The organism is Acidithiobacillus caldus ATCC 51756 (assembly GCF_000175575.2).
GTDB lineage: Bacteria > Pseudomonadota > Gammaproteobacteria > Acidithiobacillales > Acidithiobacillaceae > Acidithiobacillus_A > Acidithiobacillus_A caldus.
On record NZ_CP005986.1, the window covers coordinates 614,100 to 633,646 of the forward strand.

A 19,547-nucleotide genomic window follows, 5' to 3' on the forward strand; every position below is an offset into this window, starting at 1 on the left:
ACAAGGAAGGGTGCCTTGAAAGATTTACTGAAGCTGTTCAAGCAGAACGATCGCCAGGAAGAATTCGACGCCATCCGTATCGGTATCGCGTCGCCGGATAAGATCCGGTCCTGGTCCTACGGCGAGGTGAAAAAGCCCGAGACCATCAACTACCGTACCTTCAAGCCCGAGCGGGAAGGCTTGTTCTGCGCCAAGATCTTCGGTCCCATCAAGGACTACGAATGTCTGTGCGGCAAGTACAAGCGTCTCAAGCACCGCGGAGTGGTCTGCGAGAAGTGCGGCGTCGAGGTGACCCAGGCGCGGGTGCGGCGCGAGCGCATGGGGCACATCGAACTGGCCAGCCCCGTCGCCCATATCTGGTTCCTGAAGTCTCTCCCCAGCCGCATGGGCATGATTCTGGACATGGCCCTGCGGGATATCGAGCGCGTCCTCTACTTCGAAGCCTACGTGGTGGTGGACCCGGGTCTGACGCCCTTGGATCGCGGTACCATCCTCAGTGAAGATCAATATCTGGACGCCCTTGAAGAGCATGGCGATGAGTTCGTCGCAAAGATGGGTGCCGAGGGTATCCGCGATCTGTTGCGCGCCATTCCGCTCAAGGAAGAGATCGAGAAGACCCGCACGGAGCTGCAGGAGAGCAATTCCGACACCAAGACCAAGAAGCTGGCCAAGCGCTTGAAGATCCTCGAGGCCTTCGAGACCTCCGGCAATCGTCCCGAGTGGATGATCATGGAGGTATTGCCGGTGCTGCCACCGGATCTGCGGCCCTTGGTACCCCTGGACGGTGGCCGTTTTGCGACCTCCGATCTCAACGATCTCTACCGTCGGGTCATCAATCGGAACAACCGCCTCAAGCGTTTGCTGGAGCTCAAGGCCCCGGACATCATTGTCCGTAATGAAAAGCGCATGCTCCAGGAGGCCGTGGACGCCCTGCTCGACAATGGCCGCCGCGGTCGGGCCATCGCTGGTCCCAACAAGCGGCCCCTGAAGTCTCTGGCGGATATGATCAAGGGCAAGCAGGGGCGTTTCCGTCAGAATCTGCTGGGCAAGCGGGTGGATTATTCCGGACGCTCGGTGATCGTGGTGGGGCCAGAGTTGCGCCTACACCAGTGCGGACTACCCAAGAAAATGGCGCTGGAGCTCTTCAAGCCCTTCATTTTCAACAAGCTGGAAGAGCGGGGGCTCGCCACCACCATCAAGGCGGCCAAACGCTTGGTGGAACAGGAGAAACCCGAGGTCTGGGATATCCTGGAAGAGGTCATCCGCGAGCATCCGGTCATGCTCAACCGGGCACCGACCCTGCACCGTCTGGGCATCCAGGCCTTCGAGCCGGTCCTCATCGAAGGCAAGGCCATCCAGCTGCATCCCTTGGTCTGTGCAGCCTACAACGCCGACTTCGACGGCGACCAGATGGCGGTGCACGTGCCCCTGTCGCTGGAAGCGCAGCTAGAGGCCCGGACCCTCATGATGTCCACCAACAACATCCTGAGCCCCGCCAACGGGGAGCCCATCATCGTACCCTCCCAAGACATCGTTCTGGGTCTATACTACGTCAGCCAGGAGCGCGCGGGCGCGCCGGGTACCGGGAGCGTCTTTGCGGACACTGCCGAGGTGCGCCGTGCCTACGATACGGGACAGGTGGGATTGCATGCGCGCATCACCATGCGTTTTCGCGGTGAACGGGTAGAGACGACGGTGGGCCGGGCGCTGCTGGCCGATATCCTGCCCGAGGGCCTGCCCTTCAGCATCATCAATCGCGTCCTGAAAAAGAAGGTCATCGCCGAACTCATCAATACCTGTTACCGCACTCTGGGCGTGAAGGATACGGTGATCTTTGCCGATCAGCTCATGTACACCGGCTATCGCATGGCCACCCGCGGTGGTATCTCCTTTGGCGCCGGCGACATGGTGACGCCGCCGGAAAAGGAAACGATCCTCGCCCGGGCCGAAGAGGAGGTCAAAACCATTCAGGAGCAGTACACCTCGGGCCTGGTCACCGAGGGGGAGCGCTACAACAAGGTGGTGGACATCTGGTCGCGGGCGACCGACGAGGTGGCCAAGGCCATGATGGATCTGGTGAGCAAGGAAAAGGTGGTGCTTGCCGATGGCAAGGAGGTCCAGCAAGACTCCTTCAACTCCATCTTCATGATGGCCGACTCCGGCGCCCGTGGTTCGGCGGCGCAGATTCGCCAGCTCGCCGGCATGCGCGGCCTGATGGCCAAGCCCGACGGCTCCATCATCGAGACGCCCATCACCGCGAACTTCCGCGAGGGATTGAACGTCCTGCAGTACTTCATCTCCACCCACGGCGCGCGCAAGGGTCTGGCAGATACGGCCCTGAAGACAGCCAATTCCGGTTATCTCACCCGCCGTCTGGTGGATGTCACCCAGGACTTGGTCGTGGTGGAGCACGACTGTGGCACGGAAGATGGCCTGCCCATGATGCCCCTGGTGGAGGGCGGTGAAGTCATCGAGGCTCTGCGCGATCGCGTCCTCGGCCGGGTCACGGCGGAGGATATCCAGCACCCCAATAGCGGTGAGGTGGTCATCCCCCGCAACACCCTCTTGACGGAGAAGTTGCTGTCTACCTTGGACGAGCTGGGTATCGACTCCCTCAAGGTGCGTTCGCCGCTCACCTGCAAGTCGCGCCACGGCGTGTGCGCCCTGTGCTACGGCCGCGATCTGGCCCGCGGGCATCTGGTGAACATCGGTGAAGCAGTGGGCGTCATCGCGGCGCAGTCCATCGGTGAGCCGGGCACACAGCTGACCATGCGCACCTTCCACATCGGTGGTGCCGCCAGTCGGGCCGTGTCCCAGAGCAGTATCGACATCAAGCAGGGCGGCGCCATTCGCTATCAGCCCAACCTGCGCTTGGTAACCCACCCCAGCGGGCGACACGTGGTGGTTGCCCGCAATGGCGAGATCACCGTCACCGACGATCAGGGTCGAGAAAAGGAGCGTTACAAGGTCCCCTATGGCGCCACCATCCTGGTGGACGACGGTGCCACCGTCACGGCGGGCAAGCGTATTGCCGAGTGGGACCCCCACACGCGACCCATCGTCAGCGAAATCGGTGGACGGGCGGTGCTCAAGGATGTGGTGGAGGGTGTCAGCGTACAGGTGCAGAGCGACGATATCACGGGCCTCTCCACCTGGATGGTGCTGGACGCCAAGCAGCGACCTGCTGCCGGTCGTGACCTGCGGCCCATGATCACCCTGCAAGACGAGCAGGGGCAGGACCTGAAGCTCCCCGGTACGGATCTGCCGGCGCGGTACTTCCTGCCGGCCCGGGCGGTGTTGGCGGTGCAGGAAGGCTCCGCGGTACAGCCCGGCGATATTCTTGCCCGTTTGCCTGTGGGTACCAGTAAAACCCGCGACATCACCGGCGGTCTGCCGCGCGTGGCGGAACTCTTCGAGGCGCGCCGGCCCAAGGACTTTGCCATCGTCGCCGAACACGACGGTATCGTCAGTTTCGGCAAGGATACCAAGGGCAAGCAGCGCCTTATCATCACCGACGAGCACAATGAGCAGCACGAATACCTCATCCCCAAGGGCCGTCACGTCACGGTTCACGATGGCGAGCGGGTCAGTCCCGGCGAGCCCCTGGTCGAAGGTCAGCCGGTTCCCCACGATATCCTGCGGGTACTGGGGGTCCAGGCTCTGGCCAATTACATCGTCGATGAGGTCCAGGACGTCTACCGCCTACAGGGTGTGCGCATCAACGACAAGCACATCGAGGTGATCTTGCGGCAGATGCTGCGCAAGGTGGAGATCACCTACGCTGGTGACACCAGCTTCATCCCGGGAGACCAGGTGGATCGTGCCCGTGTGGAAGAGGAAAACGCAGCAGCGGAAGCGGCGGGAAAGGAACCTGCGCGCTTCACCCCCATGCTGCTGGGTATCACCAAGGCGAGTCTGTCCACCGAGTCCTTCATCTCGGCGGCGAGCTTCCAGGAGACCACCCGGGTGCTCACGGAAGCGGCAGTGGCCGGCAAGGTGGACGACCTGCGCGGTCTCAAGGAGAACGTCATCGTCGGTCGTCTCATTCCTGCTGGCACCGGCCTCGCGTATCACGAACACCGGCGCCGTCGCAATCGCGGTCTGCCGATCATGGCAGAGGGCGAAAGCGAGCCCGCAGAAAGCACGGTGGCGGAACTGCGTTAAGCCGTTTTTCGCCAAGACTTTTCTTGACACCTCAGGCGCGCATCACTAAAATGCGCGCTCTCTCTGGCGGCGCTTCGTGGCCGCTTTCTGACTTTGGAGATGGTAGATGCCCACACTGAACCAACTGGTGCGCAAACCGCGCAAGGCGCCGACGGCCAAAAGCAAGGTGCCCGCCCTGGAGGCCAACCCCCAGAAGCGCGGCGTCTGTACCCGTGTCTACACCACCACCCCGAAAAAGCCCAACTCGGCTTTGCGTAAGGTGGCGCGCGTGCGTCTTACCAATGGCTTCGAAGTCAGCAGCTACATTCCGGGTGAGGGGCACAACCTGCAGGAGCACTCGGTGGTCCTCATTCGCGGTGGTCGCGTCAAGGATCTTCCTGGCGTACGCTACCACATCGTCCGTGGCACCCTGGATACTGCGGGCGTCAAGAATCGTAAACAGGCCCGTTCCAAGTACGGCGCCAAACGGCCCAAGTAAAGGCCGGTCGTAGCCTATCCGCATCGAGGAGTTTCGAGAGTCATGCCAAGACGTCGTGAAGTGCCCAAGCGTACGGTCCTGCCGGATCCAAAATACAAGGAAGAGCTCATCGCCAAGTTTGCCAACGTCATGATGCGCGATGGTAAGAAGAGCACCGCCGAGAAGATCGTCTACGGCGCCCTCGAGATCGTCGGTGAAAAGGCCAAAACCGATCCCATGGAAGTCTTTCGCAAGGCCATCGACAACGTGCGCCCCGTGGTCGAGGTGAAGAGCCGACGGGTGGGTGGTGCAACCTATCAGGTGCCGGTAGAGGTGCGCTCCGATCGGCGTATGGCCTTGGCGATGCGCTGGCTGCGGGATTCGGCGCGTAAGCGCAACGAAAAATCCATGGGCAACCGTTTGGCAGCGGAAATCCTGGAGGCTGCCGAAAATCGCGGTAACGCCGTGCGCAAGCGCGAAGAGACGCACCGGATGGCCGAGGCGAACAAGGCGTTCGCCCACTTCCGCTGGTAATTTCCACCGCTCTCAACGACAAGGACCCAACCGTGGCGCGCACAACCCCCATCGACCGCTATCGCAACATCGGCATCATGGCCCACATCGATGCCGGCAAGACGACCACAACCGAGCGCATCCTGTTCTACACCGGTGTCTCGCACAAGTTGGGCGAGGTGCACGAGGGCACTGCGACCATGGACTGGATGGCGCAGGAGCAGGAGCGCGGCATCACCATCACCTCCGCAGCAACCACCTGCTTCTGGAAAGGCATGGACGGTTCCCGTCCTGAGCACCGCATCAACATCATCGACACGCCGGGCCACGTGGACTTCACCATCGAGGTGGAACGCTCCCTGCGCGTTCTCGATGGTGCCATGGCGGTGTTTTGTGCGGTGGGTGGTGTCCAACCGCAGTCCGAGACGGTATGGCGTCAGGCCAACAAGTACGGTGTTCCCCGCATTGCTTTCGTCAACAAGATGGATCGCCAGGGCGCCAATTTCCAGCGGGTGGTGGAGCAGATTCGTGCCCGCCTGCGCGGCAATGCCCTGCCCATCCAGTTGCCAATCGGTGCGGAAGACCAGTTCCACGGCGTCATCGACCTCATGAAGATGAAGGCCATCATCTGGGACGATGCTACCCAGGGTATGCGTTTTACGGAAGAAGAGATTCCCGCCGAGTTGAAGGAGGCCGCAGAGGCAGCCCATCAGTCCATGGTGGAGGCTATCTGCGACACCGACGAGACCCTGATGATGAAATATCTCGAGGGCGAGACGGTGACGGTGGAAGAGCTCAAGGCCGCCCTGCGGCGAGCCACCATTGCCAGCGAGCTCGTCCCCGTGCTCTGCGGCAGCGCCTTCAAGAACCGTGGGGTGCAGGCGGCCTTGGACGCGGTCTTGGACTATCTACCGTCCCCCAAAGATATCCCACCGGTGAAGGGTGTGGATCCCAACGACGGGGCGCAGGTAGAGCGGTCGGCCGACGATGACCAGCCGTTCTCGGCCCTGGCCTTCAAGATCATGACCGATCCCTTCGTCGGCCAGCTCACCTTTTTCCGGGTCTACTCCGGCGTCCTGCAGGCCGGTTCCACGGTGTCCAATCCCGGTCGTGGGCAGCGGGAGCGTATCGGCCGCGTCCTGCAGATGCACGCCAATGAGCGGCGCGAGATCAAGGAAGTCTATGCCGGTGATATCGCCGCTGCCGTGGGCCTCAAGACCGCCTTCACCGGGGATACCCTCTGCGACATGAACAAGCCCATCCTGCTGGAACAGATGGAGTTCCCGGAACCGGTGATCCACGTCGCCGTCGAGCCCAAGACCAAGGCCGATCAAGAAAAAATGGGTATCGCCCTCGGCAAGCTCGCCCAGGAGGATCCCTCCTTCCGTGTGCGCACCGATCCTGAATCGGGTCAGACCATCATTTCCGGTATGGGCGAACTCCACCTGGAAATCATCGTCGACCGCATGAAGCGGGAGTTCAATGTGGAGGCGACGGTCGGTGCACCGCAGGTGGCCTATCGGGAGACCATCCGTAAGGCTGTGGAGTCGGAAGGAAAGTTCGTGCGTCAGTCCGGTGGCCGGGGTCAATATGGCCATGTGTGGCTGCGCCTCGAGCCTTTGGAGCCTGGCAGTGGCTTCGTTTTCGAGAATGCCGTGGTAGGCGGTGTCGTTCCCAAGGAATATATCGGGCCAACGCAGAAAGGCGTTGAAGAGGCTTTGGAAAATGGTATAATCGCGGGCTTTCCGGTGGTCGATGTGAAGGCGACCATCTTCGACGGATCCTACCATGAGGTCGACTCCTCGGAAGCAGCCTTCAAGATCGCCGGCTCCATGGCCTTCAAGGCGGGTGCAGCCAAAGCCAACCCGGTACTGCTCGAACCCATCTTCGGGGTAGAGGTGGTCACCCCCGAAGAGTACATGGGCGACATCATCGGCGACATCAATAGTCGCCGCGGCGTCATGCAGGGCATGGAAGACGAGGCGGGCGCCAAGGTAATCAAGGCGGAAGTGCCCCTCGCCGAGATGTTTGGGTACGCCACGACCTTGCGCTCCCTGTCGCAGGGGCGGGCAACGTACACCATGCAGTTTGAGAAATACATGGAAGTTCCGGGCCACGTGGCCGAAGCCATCATCAAGAAAAGTCAGCGCTAGTCGTTAGGAGAGTGGAGAATGTCCAAAGGAAAGTTTGAGCGGACGAAGCCGCATGTGAATGTGGGGACGATTGGTCATGTGGACCATGGGAAGACCACGTTGACGGCGGCGCTGACGAAGGTGTTGTCGGCGAAGTTTGGTGGTGAGGCGCGGGCCTATGACCAGATTGATAATGCGCCGGAGGAGCGGGCGCGTGGGATTACCATTGCGACCTCGCACGTGGAGTACGAGACGGAGAACCGGCACTACGCGCACGTGGATTGTCCTGGGCATGCGGACTATGTGAAGAACATGATCACGGGTGCGGCGCAGATGGACGGTGCGATTCTGGTGGTTTCTGCGGCGGACGGGCCGATGCCGCAGACGCGGGAGCACATTTTGCTGGCGCGTCAGGTGGGTGTGCCGTACATCGTGGTCTTTATGAACAAGGCCGACATGGTGGACGATGCCGAGCTCCTGGAGTTGGTGGAGATGGAGGTGCGGGAGCTCCTGTCCAAGTACGATTTCCCTGGGGACGACATTCCGGTGGTGATCGGCTCGGCCCTGAAGGCTTTGGAAGGGGATCAGAGCGACATTGGTGAGCCGGCCATATTCAAGCTGGCGGCGGCGATGGACAGTTACATTCCCATGCCGGAGCGGCCTATCGACAAGACCTTTTTGATGCCCATCGAGGACGTGTTCAGTATTTCTGGGCGTGGTACGGTGGTGACCGGGCGTATTGAGCGCGGCATCGTCAAGGTGGGCGATGAGATTGAGATCGTGGGGCTGCGGCCGACGAGCAAGACCACGGTGACGGGTGTGGAGATGTTCCGCAAGATTCTGGACCAGGGTCAGGCGGGCGACAACGTCGGGGTGTTGTTGCGGGGTACCAAGAAGGACGAGGTGGAGCGTGGGCAGGTGCTGGCCAAGCCGGGCAGTATCAAGCCGCACACCCGTTTTGAGGCGGAGGTGTATGTGCTGTCCAAGGAAGAGGGTGGTCGGCACACGCCGTTTTTCAATGGGTATCGGCCGCAGTTTTACTTTCGGACGACGGACGTGACGGGGGCGGTGGAGTTGCCCGAGGGTGTGGAGATGGTGATGCCTGGGGACAACATCCAGTTCAAGGTGACCCTGATTGCGCCCATTGCCATGGAAGAGGGGCTGCGCTTTGCGGTGCGTGAGGGCGGTCGAACCGTCGGCGCCGGCGTCGTGTCCAAGGTGGTGGAGTGATGGCGGGATCCAAGATTCGTATTCGCCTCAAGTCCTACGACTACCGCATGCTGGATATTTCGGCGGCGGAGATCGTCGAGACCGCTCGCCGCACGGGTGCGCGGGTGTGCGGTCCCATTCCCTTGCCCACCAAGATCGAGCGCTTCACGGTGCTGCGCTCTCCGCACGTCGACAAGAATGCCCGGGATCAGTTCGAGCAGCGCACGCACAAACGTCTGCTGGACATTCTGGACCCCAACGACAAGACGGTGGATGCTCTGATCAAGCTGGATCTGGCCGCCGGCGTCGATGTCGAAATCAAGTTGTGAGGGAATGATCATGGCCATCGGCTTGGTTGGACGCAAAATAGGGATGACCCGAATTCGGAGCGAAGACGGGCGGGTGGTGCCGGTGACGGTGATCCAGGTGGATACGAATACCATCACCCAGATCAAGACCCAGGAGAGGGACGGCTATACGGCCGTTCAAGTGAGTACCGGTGAACGTCGCCCGCAGCGGGTGACCTCGGCTCTGGCTGGTCACTACCGGCGGGCTGGCGCCCAGCCCGGGCGTGTCCTGCGCGAGTTCCGGGATCCGGGTCTCGAGGATCCCCAGCTTGGTCAGGAAATTGGGCTCGACATCTTCAATACCGGGCAGCGGGTGGACGTTACGGGTATCAGCAAGGGTAAAGGCTTCGCCGGTGCGATCAAGCGGCATAATTTTCGCAGTAACCGGGCGAGCCATGGTAACTCGCTGTCTCACCGCGCCCCAGGTTCCATCGGCTGCCGGCAGACGCCAGGCCGGGTATTCAAGGGCAAGAAGATGGCGGGTCAACTGGGTAATGAGCAGGTGACCACGCTCAATCTGGAATTGGTGCGTATCGATGCAGAGCGTCGCCTCCTCATGGTCAAGGGTGCCGTACCCGGAGCCAACCAGGGTGACGTCATCGTCCGGCCGGCCGTACGGGCTTAGGAGCAGGCAATGCAGGTCAATGGTATGGTGGTGAGCAGCGGCAAGGCGCAGCCGGTTGAACTGGCGGATGCGGTATTTGCCGTCCCCTATAACGAAGCGCTGCTGCATCAGGTGGTCGTGGCACAGCTTGCCGGGCTGCGCAGTGGCACTGCGGCTCAGAAAAACCGTTCGGCAGTCCGGGGTGGCGGGCGTAAACCCTGGAAGCAAAAGGGCAGCGGTCGCGCGCGTGCCGGTAGCATCCGCAGCCCGCTGTGGCGGGGTGGCGGGCGCGCCTTTCCGGGTGTGACCCAGAATTACGCGCAGAAGGTCAACAAGAAGATGTGGGCGGGGGCCATGCGCACGGCCCTGGCGGAACTGCTGCGACAGGGACGCTTGCAGATCGTCGTGGTCGAGGATTTCGCCGAGCCCCGTGCGCGCTTGGCGCGCGACTGGCTGCAGAAGGTCGGCGGTAGCGATCTTTTGCTGGTCATGGACGAGGTCCCGGAAAATCTTTTTCTGGCCTTGCGCAATTTTCCGCAGGTGGGTATCGCCGGTTGGCAAGACATCGGGCCAGCGGACCTGCTGCGTTACGGTCGAGTTCTGATGGACGCCCAGGCGGCGGCAAAGTTCGGTGAGGTGTACGGATGAATCCCGATCGGAAGTACCTGGTGTTGTTGGCACCCATTATCAGTGAGAAAAGCACCATGGTGCAGCAGAAGGCAAATCAGTACGTCTTTCGTGTTGCCCGTGACGCCAAGAAGCTGGAAATCAAGGCGGCGGTAGAGGCGATGTTTCGGGTGGATGTGGCGTCCGTACAGACCTGCAATTACGCCGGGAAGGAAAAGCGCATGGGCCGTCATGTCGGCCGTCGCTCTGCCTGGAAGAAAGCCTACGTGCGCTTGGCGGATGGCGCCAGCATCGACTTTGGCATTGCCTGAGGACTCTAGACATCATGGCTCTCGTAAAGACTAAACCGACCTCTGCAGGACGACGCTTCGTCATTCGGGTGGTTCATCCGGACCTGCACAAGGGTGCTCCCCATGCGCCCTTGGTGGAGCCCCAGAGCAAGAGCGGTGGACGCAACCATTACGGTCGGGTCACCCGGCGGCATCAGGGCGGCGGTCATCGGCAGCATTACCGGCTAGTGGATTTTCGGCGCGACAAGTTGGAAATCCCGGCGCGCGTCGAGCGTCTCGAGTACGACCCCAACCGCACAGCCCACATTGCCTTACTCTGCTATGCCGACGGTGAGCGTCGTTATATCCTCGCTCCCAAGGGGCTGAAAGCCGGCGATACGGTGGTGTCTGGTAGCGATACCCCTATCAAACCAGGGAACTGCATGCCGTTGCGCAATATCCCCATCGGTTCCATGGTGCACAATGTAGAGATGCGGCCGGGCAAGGGTGGGCAGATTGCGCGCTCGGCGGGTGCGGGTGTGCAGCTCATGGCGCGTGAGGGCGATTACGCGCAGATACGCCTGCGCTCTGGCGAAGTGCGGCGGATTCACGTATCGTGCCGCGCTACCATTGGCGAGGTGGGCAACGACGAGCACGCCTCGCGCCAGCTCGGAAAGGCCGGCGCAAAGCGCTGGCGTGGCGTTCGTCCCACGGTGCGCGGTGTTGCCATGAACCCCGTCGATCATCCCCATGGCGGTGGCGAGGGACGCACGTCCGGAGGACGTCATCCGGTGTCTCCCTGGGGTCAGCCGACCAAGGGATATCGGACTCGGAAAAACAAGCGGACGAGCACTATGATCGTTCGTCGTCGTAGCAAGTAATAGAGGATTCGCCGTGCCACGTTCCGTCAAGAAAGGACCATTCATCGACCTGCACCTGGATCGCAAAGTTCAGGAGGCACAGGCCAACAACAGCCGTCGTCCCATCAAGACCTGGTCGCGGCGCTCCACCATAACCCCGGATTTCATCGGTTTGACCATCAGCGTGCACAACGGTCGTCAGCATATCCCGGTGGTGGTGAACGAGAATATGGTGGGTCACAAGTTGGGAGAGTTTGCCCTGACCCGGACCTTCAAGGGTCACAGTGCCGACAAGAAAGCCAAGCGTTAAGGGGATAAGCAGATGAGATCCAGCGCTGTACTCAAAGGATTGCAGATGTCGCCGCAGAAGGCGCGCCTGGTGGCCGACCTCGTGCGTGGTCAACCAGTGGCCAAGGCCCTGGAAATCCTGCAGTTCACGAATAAAAAGGCGGCCCTGCCCATTCGCAAGTGTCTCGAGTCAGCGGTGGCGAACGCAGAGAACAACGAAGGGGCGGACGTGGATGCCCTGGTTGTGGAGAGCATTCAGATCGACGGTGGTACGGTACTGAAGCGCTTCGCGGCCCGCGCCAAAGGTAGGGGGTCGCGGATTCTCAAGCGTACCAGCCACATCACCATCGTTGTCGCTGAACACTAAGCGGGGAATTCATGGGACAGAAAACGAATCCGATCGGACTGCGTCTGGGAATCATTAAGAATTGGAATTCCCGCTGGTACAGCAAGGGCGATTTCAAGGACAAGCTCGTGGAGGACATCCGGGTGCGGGAGTTCATCCGCAAACGACTGGGCGGTGCGGCCATTTCCCAGATCGTCATCGAGCGTCCGGCGCGCAGCGCACGCATCACCCTGCACACGGCGCGTCCTGGTGTAGTGATCGGGAAAAAGGGCGAGGATATCGAGAAGCTGCGCCTGGATGTGCAGCGGCAGATGGGTGTCCCCGTCCACATCAACGTCGAGGAGATCCGCAAGCCCGAATTGGATGCGCAACTGGTGGCGGAAAGTGTCGCTCAGCAGTTGGAACGGCGCATCATGTTCCGGCGGGCGATGAAGCGAGCTGTTACCAACGCCATGCGCTTTGGGGCCAAGGGCATGCGTATCAACTGCGCCGGGCGTCTGGGTGGTGCCGAAATCGCCCGAACGGAATGGTATCGCGAGGGACGGGTACCCCTGCATACCCTGCGCGCGGACATCGATTACGGTTTTGCCGAGGCAAAAACCACGTACGGCATCATTGGTGTCAAGGTGTGGATCTTCAAAGGCGAGATCCTGGAGTGGAGTACCGCCCAGGGCGGTAGCTCACAGCAGAAGTGACGGGAGCAACCAGACATGCTGCAACCAAATCGCACAAAGTTCAGAAAACAGCACAAGGGCCGCAACCGCGGCATCGCTACCCGTGGCAACAAGGTCAGTTTTGGGGAGTACGGATTGAAGGCCGTTACCCGCGGTCGGATTACGGCGCGGCAGCTGGAGGCTGCGCGCCGGGCCATCAGTCGCCACGTGAAGCGTGGTGGCCGCATCTGGATTCGTATTTTTCCCGATAAGCCCATCAGTAAAAAACCAGCCGAAGTGCGTATGGGTAAGGGCAAGGGTAATCCGGAGTATTGGGTCGCCCTGATTCAGCCCGGCAAGGTGCTGTATGAGATGGAAGGGGTGAGCGAAGAGGTCGCTCGGGAGGCCTTCTCCCTGGGCGCGGCCAAACTTCCGGTACAGACCGTGTTTGTCAGTCGTCGGGTGATGGGATGAAGCAATCGGAATTGCAGGGAATGAGTCTTGCGGAATGCCGCCAGCGACTGGATCAACTGCTGGAAGAACAGTTCAAGCTGCGTATGCAGCACGGCACCGGGCAATTGGGGAATACGGCGCGGCTGCGGGGTGTGCGCAGGGACATTGCGCGGGTACGGACCGTGATGACGGCTATGGCGAGGAGTGAGGGATGAGCGAAGAGAAAAAGCCACGTAGCCTGGTCGGGAAGGTCGTGAGCAATCGCATGGACAAGACCATCGTGGTCACGGTGGAGCGGCGTGTCCAGCACCCGCTGTATAAAAAGTACATCCGGCGCAGCAAGAAGTTCCACGCCCATGACGCGGAGAATACCTGTCGTATCGGGGATACGGTGCGGATCGAAGAGTGCCGGCCCCTGTCCAAGACCAAGACCTGGCGCCTGGTGACGGTCATCAGCGAGGCCATCGAGGAAGGGGTACAGTCATGATCCAGATGCAGAGTCGACTTTCCGTTGCCGACAACAGCGGTGCGAAAGAGGTGATGTGTATCAAGGTCCTTGGGGGATCCCATCGGCGCTACGCGGACATCGGTGACGTCATCAAGGTCAGCGTCAAGGACGCAGCGCCGCGTGGCAAGGTCAAGAAGGGGGACGTCTACAACGCCCTCATCGTGCGCACGCGCAAGGGCGTACGCCGCGAGGACGGTTCCGTGATCCGCTTCGATAGCAACTCGGCCGTCCTGCTCAACAATCAGATGCAGCCCATCGGCACCCGCATCTTCGGCCCGGTAACCCGTGAACTTCGTGGCGCCAATTTCATGAAGATCATCTCCCTTGCGCCGGAAGTGTTGTGAGGAATCAACGATGAGCAAACTACGCAAGAATGATGAGGTCATCGTCCTCGCCGGCAAGGACAAGGGTAAACGGGGCAAGATTTTGCGCGTGCTCCCAGGTGAGTCCCGGGTGGTGGTGGAAAAGGTCAACATGATCAAGCGCCATACCCGTCCCGATCGGATGGGCAAGGCTGGTGGTATCGTCGAAAAGGAAGCACCCATACACATCTCCAACGTTGCGGTGGTGAACCCGGCCACCGGCAAAGCCGATCGCATCGGCCAGCGGTTTCTGGAGGATGGTCGCAAGGTACGTTTTTTCAAGAGTAACGGCGAAGTAGTGCCGAGTCATTGATGGGAGCCGTCGATAACATGGAAGCGCGCTTGTACCAGGTTTACAAGACCACTATCGTTCCACGATTGATGCAGGAGTTCGGCTTCAAGAGCGTGATGGAGGTCCCGCGCCTGCAAAAGATCACCCTCAACATGGGAGTGGGTGAAGCGGTGGGCGATAAAAAGGTGCTCGAGGCAGCCCTTGGCGACATGACCAAGATTGCCGGGCAGAAGCCCATTGTTACCAAGGCGCGCAAGTCGGTAGCAGCTTTCAAGATTCGCGATGGCTACCCCATTGGCTGCATGGTGACCTTGCGCGGAGCGCGTATGTATGAGTTTCTCGACCGTCTGGTGACGGTGGCCATTCCGCGGATTCGGGACTTTCGAGGTTTGTCGCCGCGCTCTTTCGACGGACGCGGAAACTACAGCATGGGCGTGAAGGAGCAGATCATTTTTCCGGAAATCGAATACGACAAGATCGACCGGTTGCGGGGCCTGGATGTCGTCTTCACGACGACGGCCAAGAACGACGCCGAGGGCCTCGGGCTCTTGAAGGCCTTCAACATGCCGTTCCGGTCCTGAGGGAGTCCAACAGCCATGGCAAAAAAATCACTGATCGCAAAGGCCGAACGCACGCCAAAGTTTCGGGTGCGCGCCTATCACCGTTGCAAGTTGTGCGGTCGCTCGCGCGGTTATTATCGTAAGTTTGGGCTTTGTCGACTTTGCCTGCGTAAGCACGCGTCCAGCGGCGCCATCCCCGGCGTCGTCAAGAGCAGTTGGTGAGGGTGGATTATGAGCATGACAGATCCTATTGCAGACATGTTGACCCGCATCCGCAACGCGCAGCAGGTGGGCAAGGCGTACGTTCAGGTACCGGCATCGAAGCTGAAACGGGCCATAGCGCGCGTTCTGCTGGAAGAAGGCTATATTGCGGGGATCGAGGACGATGAGGTGGGTGGACACCCCAGCCTCCGCTTGACGCTCAAGTACTATGCGGGCGAGGGTGTGATCGCCGAGATTCGGCGGGTCAGCCGTCCTGGCGTGCGCATCTACCGGGGTGCTCAGGACCTACCGCGGGTTCGGGATGGTCTCGGGATAGCCATTGTATCGACATCGCAGGGCATCATGACCGATCGGGCGGCACGCGCTGCTGGAATCGGTGGTGAAGTCCTCTGTGTCGTCTCGTAAGCGGGGGGATCATGTCGCGTATAGCTAAGTATCCGGTACAGCTGCCCAAGGGTGTCGAGGTCAACGTCGGCGCGACGGAAGTCTCGGTCAAAGGTCCCAAAGGTCAGCTGTCTATGCCGATGGTCTCTGGGCTTTCCCTTGCGGTAGACAACGGCACGGCTACCGTATCCTGGGAACCGGGTCAGAGTCATCACGCCGGCACCCTGCGGGCCCTGTTGCACAATATGGTCGTCGGTGTATCCCAGGGATTCGAGCGGAAACTCGAGATCATCGGCGTCGGCTATCGTGCTCAGGCCAAAGGGAGGACCCTCAGCCTCAGCCTCGGTTTCTCCCATCCGGTGGAGTACCCGGTGCCCGAAGAGATAAGCATCGAGACGCCATCCCAGACGGAAATCGTGATCCGCGGTGTGGATAAGCAAAAGGTAGGGCAAGTAGCCGCCGATATCCGCGGGTATCGTCCTCCCGAGCCTTATAAGGGTAAGGGTGTACGTTACGCCGGCGAGAATGTCCGGCGCAAAGAAGCCAAGAAGAAGTAGGAGCCTGAGATGAAAGACAAGAATATCGCACGCTTGCGGCGAGCGCGGAAAACCCGGATCCGCATAGCGGGTCAGGGAAAGCCGAGGTTGTGTGTGTTCCGCTCGGGTCGACACATCTACGCGCAGATCATCGATGACGCCAAAGGTCAAGTGCTGACGCAAGCTTCCAGTCTTGAGAAGGAAGCGCGGAGCGCGCACGGGCTCGGTAACGATGTCGCAGCAGCCGCGGCCATTGGTGAGCGAGTAGCGCAGAAGGCGCTGGCGATCGGGATCAAGGAAGTGGCCTTCGACCGGAGTGGTTACCGTTACCACGGTCGTGTGAAGGCGCTGGCGGAGGCCGCGCGTGAAGGCGGTCTGTCTTTCTGATGGAGAATTTCTAGATGGCACGAGAAAACCGCGACAATCAGCAGTCAGCCGATGGGATGCAGGAAAAACTCATCCACATCAACCGGGTATCGAAAGTCGTCAAGGGTGGTCGGCAGTTTGGTTTCGCGGCGTTGATGGTAGTCGGGGACGGCGACGGTAAGGTTGGCTTCGGGCGCGGCAAAGCTAAGGAGGTTCCTGCCGGCATCCAGAAAGCGACGGAACAGGCGCGGAGGTTTCTCACGCAGATTCCGTTGATGCGCGGGGGCACCATCCCGCATCCCGTCGAGGGACGCCACGGTGCGGCGCGGGTCATCCTGCGACCGGCACCCGAAGGCAGCGGCGTGATTGCTGGTGGTGCCATGCGGGCGGTCTGCGAGGCGGCGGGACTGCGCAATGTGGTGGCGAAGTCTTTGGGTTCCAACAATCCCATCAATGTCGTGCGCGCTACCTTCAATGCCTTCGGTAAGCTGTCGAGTCCTCAGGCGGTAGCCATGAAACGGGGCAAATCGCTCAAGGATATCCGGGATGGAGGTCACGATGACTGATCGTGTGCGGGTCACTTTGGTTCGAAGTCTGATTGGGGTAACCGAGAAACACCGGGCAACGGTGCGCGGTATCGGGTTGCGCCACACCTGGCATAGTGTGGAGCGGGATTTGACCCCCGAGCTGCAGGGTATGTTGGCCAAGGTTCCCTATCTCTTGCGCTGGGAGGTGATTCGGTGAAACTCAATACCATAGGTCCGGCGGACGGCGCCAAACAGGAACGTCGCAGGGTTGGTCGAGGCATTGGTAGCGGCTTCGGTAAAACCGCTGGGCGGGGACACAAGGGCCAGCACGCGCGCTCCGGCGGCTACCATAAGGTCGGCTTCGAGGGCGGACAGATGCCCTTGCAGCGTCGTATCCCGAAGCGAGGTTTCCGCAGTGCGCTGGCACCACGGGTCGCCGAAGTGCAGCTTGGTCTGCTAGAAAGCGCCGCCATTGCCGGCGTCGTGGATCTCGAAGCGTTGCGGCTGCGGCGCTTGGTACGCGGCAAGCCCGCTGCCGTGAAGGTCATCCTCGGTGGTGAACTGACGCAGGCCATCACCGTGAAGGGACTGCGCGTGAGCGCCGGAGCGCGGGCGGTCATTGAGCAGGCTGGCGGTACGGTGGAAGCCTGATGTCCGGGCTGCGTGCCATCGGCAACGCCGCTCAGGGTGCCGGGAAGATTACCGAGCTTCGCAACCGCATCCTTTTTCTTCTTGGGGCGCTGTTGGTGTTCCGAATCGGCGCCCACATTCCCGTCCCGGGGATCGATCCCGCCGCCATGGCGGCCTTTTTCAATCAGCAGCGGGGCACCATCCTCGGCATGTTCAACATGTTCTCGGGGGGTGCGTTATCGCGCCTGACGGTGTTCGCCCTGGGTATCATGCCCTACATCAGTGCTTCCATCATCTTTCAGCTGGCGGGTTCCGTCGTCCCCAAGATCGAGGAACTAAAGAAAGAGGGCGAAGCGGGGCGGCGCAAGATCATGGAATACACCCGTTACGCCACGGTGGTGCTATCGCTACTGCAAGGCCTGGGCATTGCCGTCGCCATCGAGAAGATGCACGCCGGTAACCTTCCGGTGGTCATCGACCCCGGTATCGGGTTCCTTTTTACCACCACCATATCCTTGGCCGCCGGAACGGTCTTTCTGATGTGGATCGGTGAGCAAATCACGGAGCGCGGTATTGGTAACGGCATATCCATGATCATTTTTGCGGGGATTGTGGCTGGTTTGCCGGAAGCCATTGGCACGACGTTCGAGCTCATGCGTACGGGGCAATATCAGCCCCTGTTCGTCCTGATGCTGTTCATTCTGGCCTTGGCTGTGCTTGCCTTTGTCGTCTTCATGGAGAGCGCCCAACGACGGATTCCCATTCAATACGCCAAACGCCAGGTCGGCAGGAAGATTTACGGCGGCCAGAGCACGCACATGCCCCTGAAGGTGAATATGTCCGGTGTCATTCCGCCCATCTTCGCATCCAGCATCATTCTGCTGCCGGCGACCCTGTCGGGCTGGTTTGCCAACGTTCCGGGTATGGAGTGGTTGGCCCGTTTTGGGCAAGCGCTCAGTCCGGGCAGTACGCTGTACGTCGTGGTGTTTACGGTGGCCATAGTCTTCTTTGCGTTTTTCTACACGGCTATGGTTTTCAATCCTCGGGAAACGGCCGATAACCTGAAGAAATCCGGCGCTTTTGTGCCGGGGATTCGCCCAGGGGAGCAAACTGCCAAGTACATGGATCGCGTCCTCAGCCGGTTGACGTTATGGGGGGCCATCTATTTGACCCTGGTTTGTCTGTTGCCGGAATTTCTCATCGTCCACTACAACGTTCCTTTCTACTTCGGCGGCACCAGCCTGCTGATCGTCGTGGTGGTCATGATGGATCTCATGGCCCAGATCCAGAGCCACTTGCTCACCCACCAATACGAAGGGCTGCTGCGCAAGAATCCGGCGGGTCCGCGTTGATGAAGGGTCAGGGACATATCATTTTTCTGGGTGCACCTGGCGTTGGCAAAGGGACCCAGGCCAAGCTTCTGTCGAACCGGCTGGGCTTGCCACATGTCTCCACCGGTGATATGCTCCGCGCCTCTGTTCTTGCAGGTACCGCAATGGGCCGTCGGGCCAAGGCGGTCATGGACAGTGGCGCCTTGGTGGGTGACGAGATCATCTTGGGTATCGTGCGCGAGCGCCTCGCCGAGCCCGATGCCGCCCGCGGGGTCTTGTTCGATGGTTTTCCAAGAACATTGGCTCAAGCGAAGGCCTTGGACGAGATGGTGGCAGGCGCTACCGTGGTAATACGGGCTATTGTCCACCTGGTGCTTGCGGATGAAGACATTGTGGAGCGTCTCTCGGGAAGACGCGTGTGTGCGCAGTGCGGAGCTATATACCACGTGCGATTTCAGCCACCGACGCGTGCGGGTATCTGTGATCGTTGCGGGGGCGAGCTGCTACAGCGAGACGACGATAAGCCCGAGGTGATTCGTCATCGTCTGGAGGTGTACCGCCGGGATACCGAGCCCCTCATTGCCTATTATGCGGGTCGTCCGGGATACCGGGAAATTTCCGCGGTGGGAGACAGCGAGGCGGTGTCGATGCGTATACTGGAGGAGTTAGGCGAAGCTCATGGCTAAGGAAGATACCCTGGAGATGCAGGGAGAGGTCATCGAGAACCTGCCCAGCGCGACCTTCAAGGTCCGGCTAGAGAATGGCTTTATCGTGAACGCACACATATCGGGCAAGATGCGGATGCACTACATTCGTATCCTGCCGGGAGACAAGGTTACGGTGGAGATGACGCCCTACGATCTCAGCAAGGGCCGAATCATTTATCGCGCCAAGTGATGGCGCTCTG

General features: G+C 60.6%; 29 protein-coding genes. All 29 read left to right on the forward strand.

The window, feature by feature from the left end:
• Positions 1 to 15 precede the first annotated feature (15 nt).
• The 29 genes from rpoC (at position 16) to infA (ending at position 19,537) form a co-directional block, all read left to right on the forward strand.
• Positions 16 to 4,164: a DNA-directed RNA polymerase subunit beta' gene (gene rpoC / locus ACAty_RS03065; protein ID WP_004867901.1), complete on the forward strand. Its 4,149-nt coding sequence runs from the start codon at positions 16 to 18 to the stop codon at positions 4,162 to 4,164.
• Positions 4,165 to 4,270: 106 nt separating this feature from the next.
• Positions 4,271 to 4,642 carry a 30S ribosomal protein S12 gene (rpsL, locus tag ACAty_RS03070; protein ID WP_004867899.1) on the forward strand — a complete coding sequence of 124 codons (372 nt, stop codon included), beginning with the start codon at positions 4,271 to 4,273 and terminating at the stop codon, positions 4,640 to 4,642.
• A 42-nt stretch (positions 4,643 to 4,684) separates the two neighbouring features.
• Positions 4,685 to 5,155 (forward strand): 30S ribosomal protein S7, encoded by a 471-nt coding sequence (gene rpsG / locus ACAty_RS03075; RefSeq protein WP_004867897.1) that lies wholly within the window; start codon positions 4,685 to 4,687, stop codon positions 5,153 to 5,155.
• A gap of 32 nt (positions 5,156 to 5,187) precedes the next feature.
• A complete protein-coding gene (gene fusA, locus ACAty_RS03080; RefSeq protein WP_014002393.1) occupies positions 5,188 to 7,287 on the forward strand; it encodes an elongation factor G in 2,100 nt (699 codons plus the stop codon).
• Positions 7,288 to 7,305: 18 nt separating this feature from the next.
• Positions 7,306 to 8,496: an elongation factor Tu gene (gene tuf / locus ACAty_RS03085; RefSeq protein ID WP_004867925.1), complete on the forward strand. Its 1,191-nt coding sequence runs from the start codon at positions 7,306 to 7,308 to the stop codon at positions 8,494 to 8,496.
• The gene (rpsJ, locus tag ACAty_RS03090; RefSeq protein WP_038471589.1) at positions 8,496 to 8,804 is read left to right on the forward strand and encodes a 30S ribosomal protein S10; all 309 of its coding nucleotides are present in this window, start codon (positions 8,496 to 8,498) and stop codon (positions 8,802 to 8,804) included. Before tuf ends, rpsJ begins: the two co-directional genes overlap by 1 nt.
• A 10-nt stretch (positions 8,805 to 8,814) precedes the next feature.
• Positions 8,815 to 9,447, forward strand: a complete 633-nt coding sequence (rplC, locus tag ACAty_RS03095; RefSeq protein ID WP_004870725.1) for a 50S ribosomal protein L3 — start codon at positions 8,815 to 8,817, stop codon at positions 9,445 to 9,447.
• A gap of 9 nt (positions 9,448 to 9,456) precedes the next feature.
• Entirely contained in the window at positions 9,457 to 10,074 is a 618-nt protein-coding gene (gene rplD, locus ACAty_RS03100; RefSeq protein WP_004870726.1) for a 50S ribosomal protein L4, read from the forward strand.
• Positions 10,071 to 10,364, forward strand: coding sequence for a 50S ribosomal protein L23 (gene rplW, locus ACAty_RS03105; protein ID WP_004870727.1), 294 nt, complete (start codon positions 10,071 to 10,073; stop codon positions 10,362 to 10,364). The genes rplD and rplW overlap by 4 nt, the downstream gene beginning before the upstream one ends.
• A gap of 14 nt (positions 10,365 to 10,378) precedes the next feature.
• Positions 10,379 to 11,203, forward strand: a complete 825-nt coding sequence (gene rplB, locus ACAty_RS03110) for a 50S ribosomal protein L2 (protein ID WP_004870729.1) — start codon at positions 10,379 to 10,381, stop codon at positions 11,201 to 11,203.
• Positions 11,204 to 11,216: 13 nt separating this feature from the next.
• A complete protein-coding gene (gene rpsS / locus ACAty_RS03115) occupies positions 11,217 to 11,492 on the forward strand; it encodes a 30S ribosomal protein S19 (RefSeq protein WP_004870731.1) in 276 nt (91 codons plus the stop codon).
• A 12-nt stretch (positions 11,493 to 11,504) separates the two neighbouring features.
• Positions 11,505 to 11,837, forward strand: a complete 333-nt coding sequence (rplV, locus tag ACAty_RS03120; RefSeq protein WP_014002394.1) for a 50S ribosomal protein L22 — start codon at positions 11,505 to 11,507, stop codon at positions 11,835 to 11,837.
• A gap of 11 nt (positions 11,838 to 11,848) precedes the next feature.
• Positions 11,849 to 12,511 (forward strand): 30S ribosomal protein S3, encoded by a 663-nt coding sequence (gene rpsC, locus ACAty_RS03125; protein ID WP_004870736.1) that lies wholly within the window; start codon positions 11,849 to 11,851, stop codon positions 12,509 to 12,511.
• A gap of 15 nt (positions 12,512 to 12,526) precedes the next feature.
• Positions 12,527 to 12,943: a 50S ribosomal protein L16 gene (gene rplP / locus ACAty_RS03130; RefSeq protein WP_004870737.1), complete on the forward strand. Its 417-nt coding sequence runs from the start codon at positions 12,527 to 12,529 to the stop codon at positions 12,941 to 12,943.
• Positions 12,940 to 13,137, forward strand: a complete 198-nt coding sequence (rpmC, locus tag ACAty_RS03135) for a 50S ribosomal protein L29 (RefSeq protein ID WP_004870739.1) — start codon at positions 12,940 to 12,942, stop codon at positions 13,135 to 13,137. The genes rplP and rpmC overlap by 4 nt, the downstream gene beginning before the upstream one ends.
• Positions 13,134 to 13,409, forward strand: a complete 276-nt coding sequence (gene rpsQ / locus ACAty_RS03140; protein ID WP_004870741.1) for a 30S ribosomal protein S17 — start codon at positions 13,134 to 13,136, stop codon at positions 13,407 to 13,409. The genes rpmC and rpsQ overlap by 4 nt, the downstream gene beginning before the upstream one ends.
• On the forward strand, positions 13,406 to 13,774 hold the full coding sequence (rplN, locus tag ACAty_RS03145; protein WP_004870742.1) for a 50S ribosomal protein L14: 369 nt from the start codon (positions 13,406 to 13,408) through the stop codon (positions 13,772 to 13,774). Before rpsQ ends, rplN begins: the two co-directional genes overlap by 4 nt.
• Before the next feature lie 10 nt (positions 13,775 to 13,784).
• Entirely contained in the window at positions 13,785 to 14,105 is a 321-nt protein-coding gene (gene rplX, locus ACAty_RS03150) for a 50S ribosomal protein L24 (protein ID WP_004870744.1), read from the forward strand.
• Between the two features lie 17 nt (positions 14,106 to 14,122).
• On the forward strand, positions 14,123 to 14,665 hold the full coding sequence (gene rplE / locus ACAty_RS03155; protein WP_004870746.1) for a 50S ribosomal protein L5: 543 nt from the start codon (positions 14,123 to 14,125) through the stop codon (positions 14,663 to 14,665).
• A gap of 15 nt (positions 14,666 to 14,680) precedes the next feature.
• Positions 14,681 to 14,866, forward strand: coding sequence for a type Z 30S ribosomal protein S14 (locus ACAty_RS15165; protein WP_004870748.1), 186 nt, complete (start codon positions 14,681 to 14,683; stop codon positions 14,864 to 14,866).
• Between the two features lie 15 nt (positions 14,867 to 14,881).
• Positions 14,882 to 15,271: a 30S ribosomal protein S8 gene (rpsH, locus tag ACAty_RS03160; RefSeq protein WP_004870751.1), complete on the forward strand. Its 390-nt coding sequence runs from the start codon at positions 14,882 to 14,884 to the stop codon at positions 15,269 to 15,271.
• Positions 15,272 to 15,282: 11 nt separating this feature from the next.
• On the forward strand, positions 15,283 to 15,807 hold the full coding sequence (gene rplF / locus ACAty_RS03165) for a 50S ribosomal protein L6 (RefSeq protein WP_004870753.1): 525 nt from the start codon (positions 15,283 to 15,285) through the stop codon (positions 15,805 to 15,807).
• A gap of 9 nt (positions 15,808 to 15,816) precedes the next feature.
• Positions 15,817 to 16,173 (forward strand): 50S ribosomal protein L18, encoded by a 357-nt coding sequence (gene rplR / locus ACAty_RS03170; protein ID WP_004870756.1) that lies wholly within the window; start codon positions 15,817 to 15,819, stop codon positions 16,171 to 16,173.
• A 14-nt stretch (positions 16,174 to 16,187) separates the two neighbouring features.
• The gene (rpsE, locus tag ACAty_RS03175; RefSeq protein ID WP_004870757.1) at positions 16,188 to 16,718 is read left to right on the forward strand and encodes a 30S ribosomal protein S5; all 531 of its coding nucleotides are present in this window, start codon (positions 16,188 to 16,190) and stop codon (positions 16,716 to 16,718) included.
• On the forward strand, positions 16,711 to 16,896 hold the full coding sequence (gene rpmD / locus ACAty_RS03180) for a 50S ribosomal protein L30 (RefSeq protein WP_038471596.1): 186 nt from the start codon (positions 16,711 to 16,713) through the stop codon (positions 16,894 to 16,896). The genes rpsE and rpmD overlap by 8 nt, the downstream gene beginning before the upstream one ends.
• Positions 16,893 to 17,330 (forward strand): 50S ribosomal protein L15, encoded by a 438-nt coding sequence (gene rplO / locus ACAty_RS03185; RefSeq protein ID WP_014002397.1) that lies wholly within the window; start codon positions 16,893 to 16,895, stop codon positions 17,328 to 17,330. Before rpmD ends, rplO begins: the two co-directional genes overlap by 4 nt.
• Complete coding sequence (secY, locus tag ACAty_RS03190) at positions 17,330 to 18,661, forward strand: preprotein translocase subunit SecY (RefSeq protein WP_004870764.1); 1,332 nt, start codon at positions 17,330 to 17,332, stop codon at positions 18,659 to 18,661. The genes rplO and secY overlap by 1 nt, the downstream gene beginning before the upstream one ends.
• Positions 18,661 to 19,326, forward strand: coding sequence for an adenylate kinase (locus ACAty_RS03195; protein ID WP_081254358.1), 666 nt, complete (start codon positions 18,661 to 18,663; stop codon positions 19,324 to 19,326). Before secY ends, ACAty_RS03195 begins: the two co-directional genes overlap by 1 nt.
• Positions 19,319 to 19,537 carry a translation initiation factor IF-1 gene (gene infA, locus ACAty_RS03200; RefSeq protein WP_004870768.1) on the forward strand — a complete coding sequence of 73 codons (219 nt, stop codon included), beginning with the start codon at positions 19,319 to 19,321 and terminating at the stop codon, positions 19,535 to 19,537. The genes ACAty_RS03195 and infA overlap by 8 nt, the downstream gene beginning before the upstream one ends.
• The last annotated feature ends 10 nt before the right edge of the window (positions 19,538 to 19,547 follow it).

What these genes read in the sequence shown, in the direction of transcription:
- rpsL (WP_004867899.1), top strand. Translation starts at nt 4,271, where the DNA reads ATGCCCACACTGAACCAACTGGTGCGCAAACCGCGCAAGGCGCCGACG.
- rpsG (WP_004867897.1), top strand. Translation starts at nt 4,685, where the DNA reads ATGCCAAGACGTCGTGAAGTGCCCAAGCGTACGGTCCTGCCGGATCCA.
- tuf (WP_004867925.1), top strand. Translation starts at nt 7,306, where the DNA reads ATGTCCAAAGGAAAGTTTGAGCGGACGAAGCCGCATGTGAATGTGGGG.
- rpsJ (WP_038471589.1), top strand. Translation starts at nt 8,496, where the DNA reads ATGGCGGGATCCAAGATTCGTATTCGCCTCAAGTCCTACGACTACCGC.
- rplC (WP_004870725.1), top strand. Translation starts at nt 8,815, where the DNA reads ATGGCCATCGGCTTGGTTGGACGCAAAATAGGGATGACCCGAATTCGG.
- rplD (WP_004870726.1), top strand. Translation starts at nt 9,457, where the DNA reads ATGCAGGTCAATGGTATGGTGGTGAGCAGCGGCAAGGCGCAGCCGGTT.
- rplW (WP_004870727.1), top strand. Translation starts at nt 10,071, where the DNA reads ATGAATCCCGATCGGAAGTACCTGGTGTTGTTGGCACCCATTATCAGT.
- rplB (WP_004870729.1), top strand. Translation starts at nt 10,379, where the DNA reads ATGGCTCTCGTAAAGACTAAACCGACCTCTGCAGGACGACGCTTCGTC.
- rplV (WP_014002394.1), top strand. Translation starts at nt 11,505, where the DNA reads ATGAGATCCAGCGCTGTACTCAAAGGATTGCAGATGTCGCCGCAGAAG.
- rpsC (WP_004870736.1), top strand. Translation starts at nt 11,849, where the DNA reads ATGGGACAGAAAACGAATCCGATCGGACTGCGTCTGGGAATCATTAAG.
- rplP (WP_004870737.1), top strand. Translation starts at nt 12,527, where the DNA reads ATGCTGCAACCAAATCGCACAAAGTTCAGAAAACAGCACAAGGGCCGC.
- rpmC (WP_004870739.1), top strand. Translation starts at nt 12,940, where the DNA reads ATGAAGCAATCGGAATTGCAGGGAATGAGTCTTGCGGAATGCCGCCAG.
- rpsQ (WP_004870741.1), top strand. Translation starts at nt 13,134, where the DNA reads ATGAGCGAAGAGAAAAAGCCACGTAGCCTGGTCGGGAAGGTCGTGAGC.
- rplN (WP_004870742.1), top strand. Translation starts at nt 13,406, where the DNA reads ATGATCCAGATGCAGAGTCGACTTTCCGTTGCCGACAACAGCGGTGCG.
- rplX (WP_004870744.1), top strand. Translation starts at nt 13,785, where the DNA reads ATGAGCAAACTACGCAAGAATGATGAGGTCATCGTCCTCGCCGGCAAG.
- rplE (WP_004870746.1), top strand. Translation starts at nt 14,123, where the DNA reads ATGGAAGCGCGCTTGTACCAGGTTTACAAGACCACTATCGTTCCACGA.
- ACAty_RS15165 (WP_004870748.1), top strand. Translation starts at nt 14,681, where the DNA reads ATGGCAAAAAAATCACTGATCGCAAAGGCCGAACGCACGCCAAAGTTT.
- rpsH (WP_004870751.1), top strand. Translation starts at nt 14,882, where the DNA reads ATGACAGATCCTATTGCAGACATGTTGACCCGCATCCGCAACGCGCAG.
- rplF (WP_004870753.1), top strand. Translation starts at nt 15,283, where the DNA reads ATGTCGCGTATAGCTAAGTATCCGGTACAGCTGCCCAAGGGTGTCGAG.
- rplR (WP_004870756.1), top strand. Translation starts at nt 15,817, where the DNA reads ATGAAAGACAAGAATATCGCACGCTTGCGGCGAGCGCGGAAAACCCGG.
- rpsE (WP_004870757.1), top strand. Translation starts at nt 16,188, where the DNA reads ATGGCACGAGAAAACCGCGACAATCAGCAGTCAGCCGATGGGATGCAG.
- rpmD (WP_038471596.1), top strand. Translation starts at nt 16,711, where the DNA reads ATGACTGATCGTGTGCGGGTCACTTTGGTTCGAAGTCTGATTGGGGTA.
- secY (WP_004870764.1), top strand. Translation starts at nt 17,330, where the DNA reads ATGTCCGGGCTGCGTGCCATCGGCAACGCCGCTCAGGGTGCCGGGAAG.
- ACAty_RS03195 (WP_081254358.1), top strand. Translation starts at nt 18,661, where the DNA reads ATGAAGGGTCAGGGACATATCATTTTTCTGGGTGCACCTGGCGTTGGC.
- infA (WP_004870768.1), top strand. Translation starts at nt 19,319, where the DNA reads ATGGCTAAGGAAGATACCCTGGAGATGCAGGGAGAGGTCATCGAGAAC.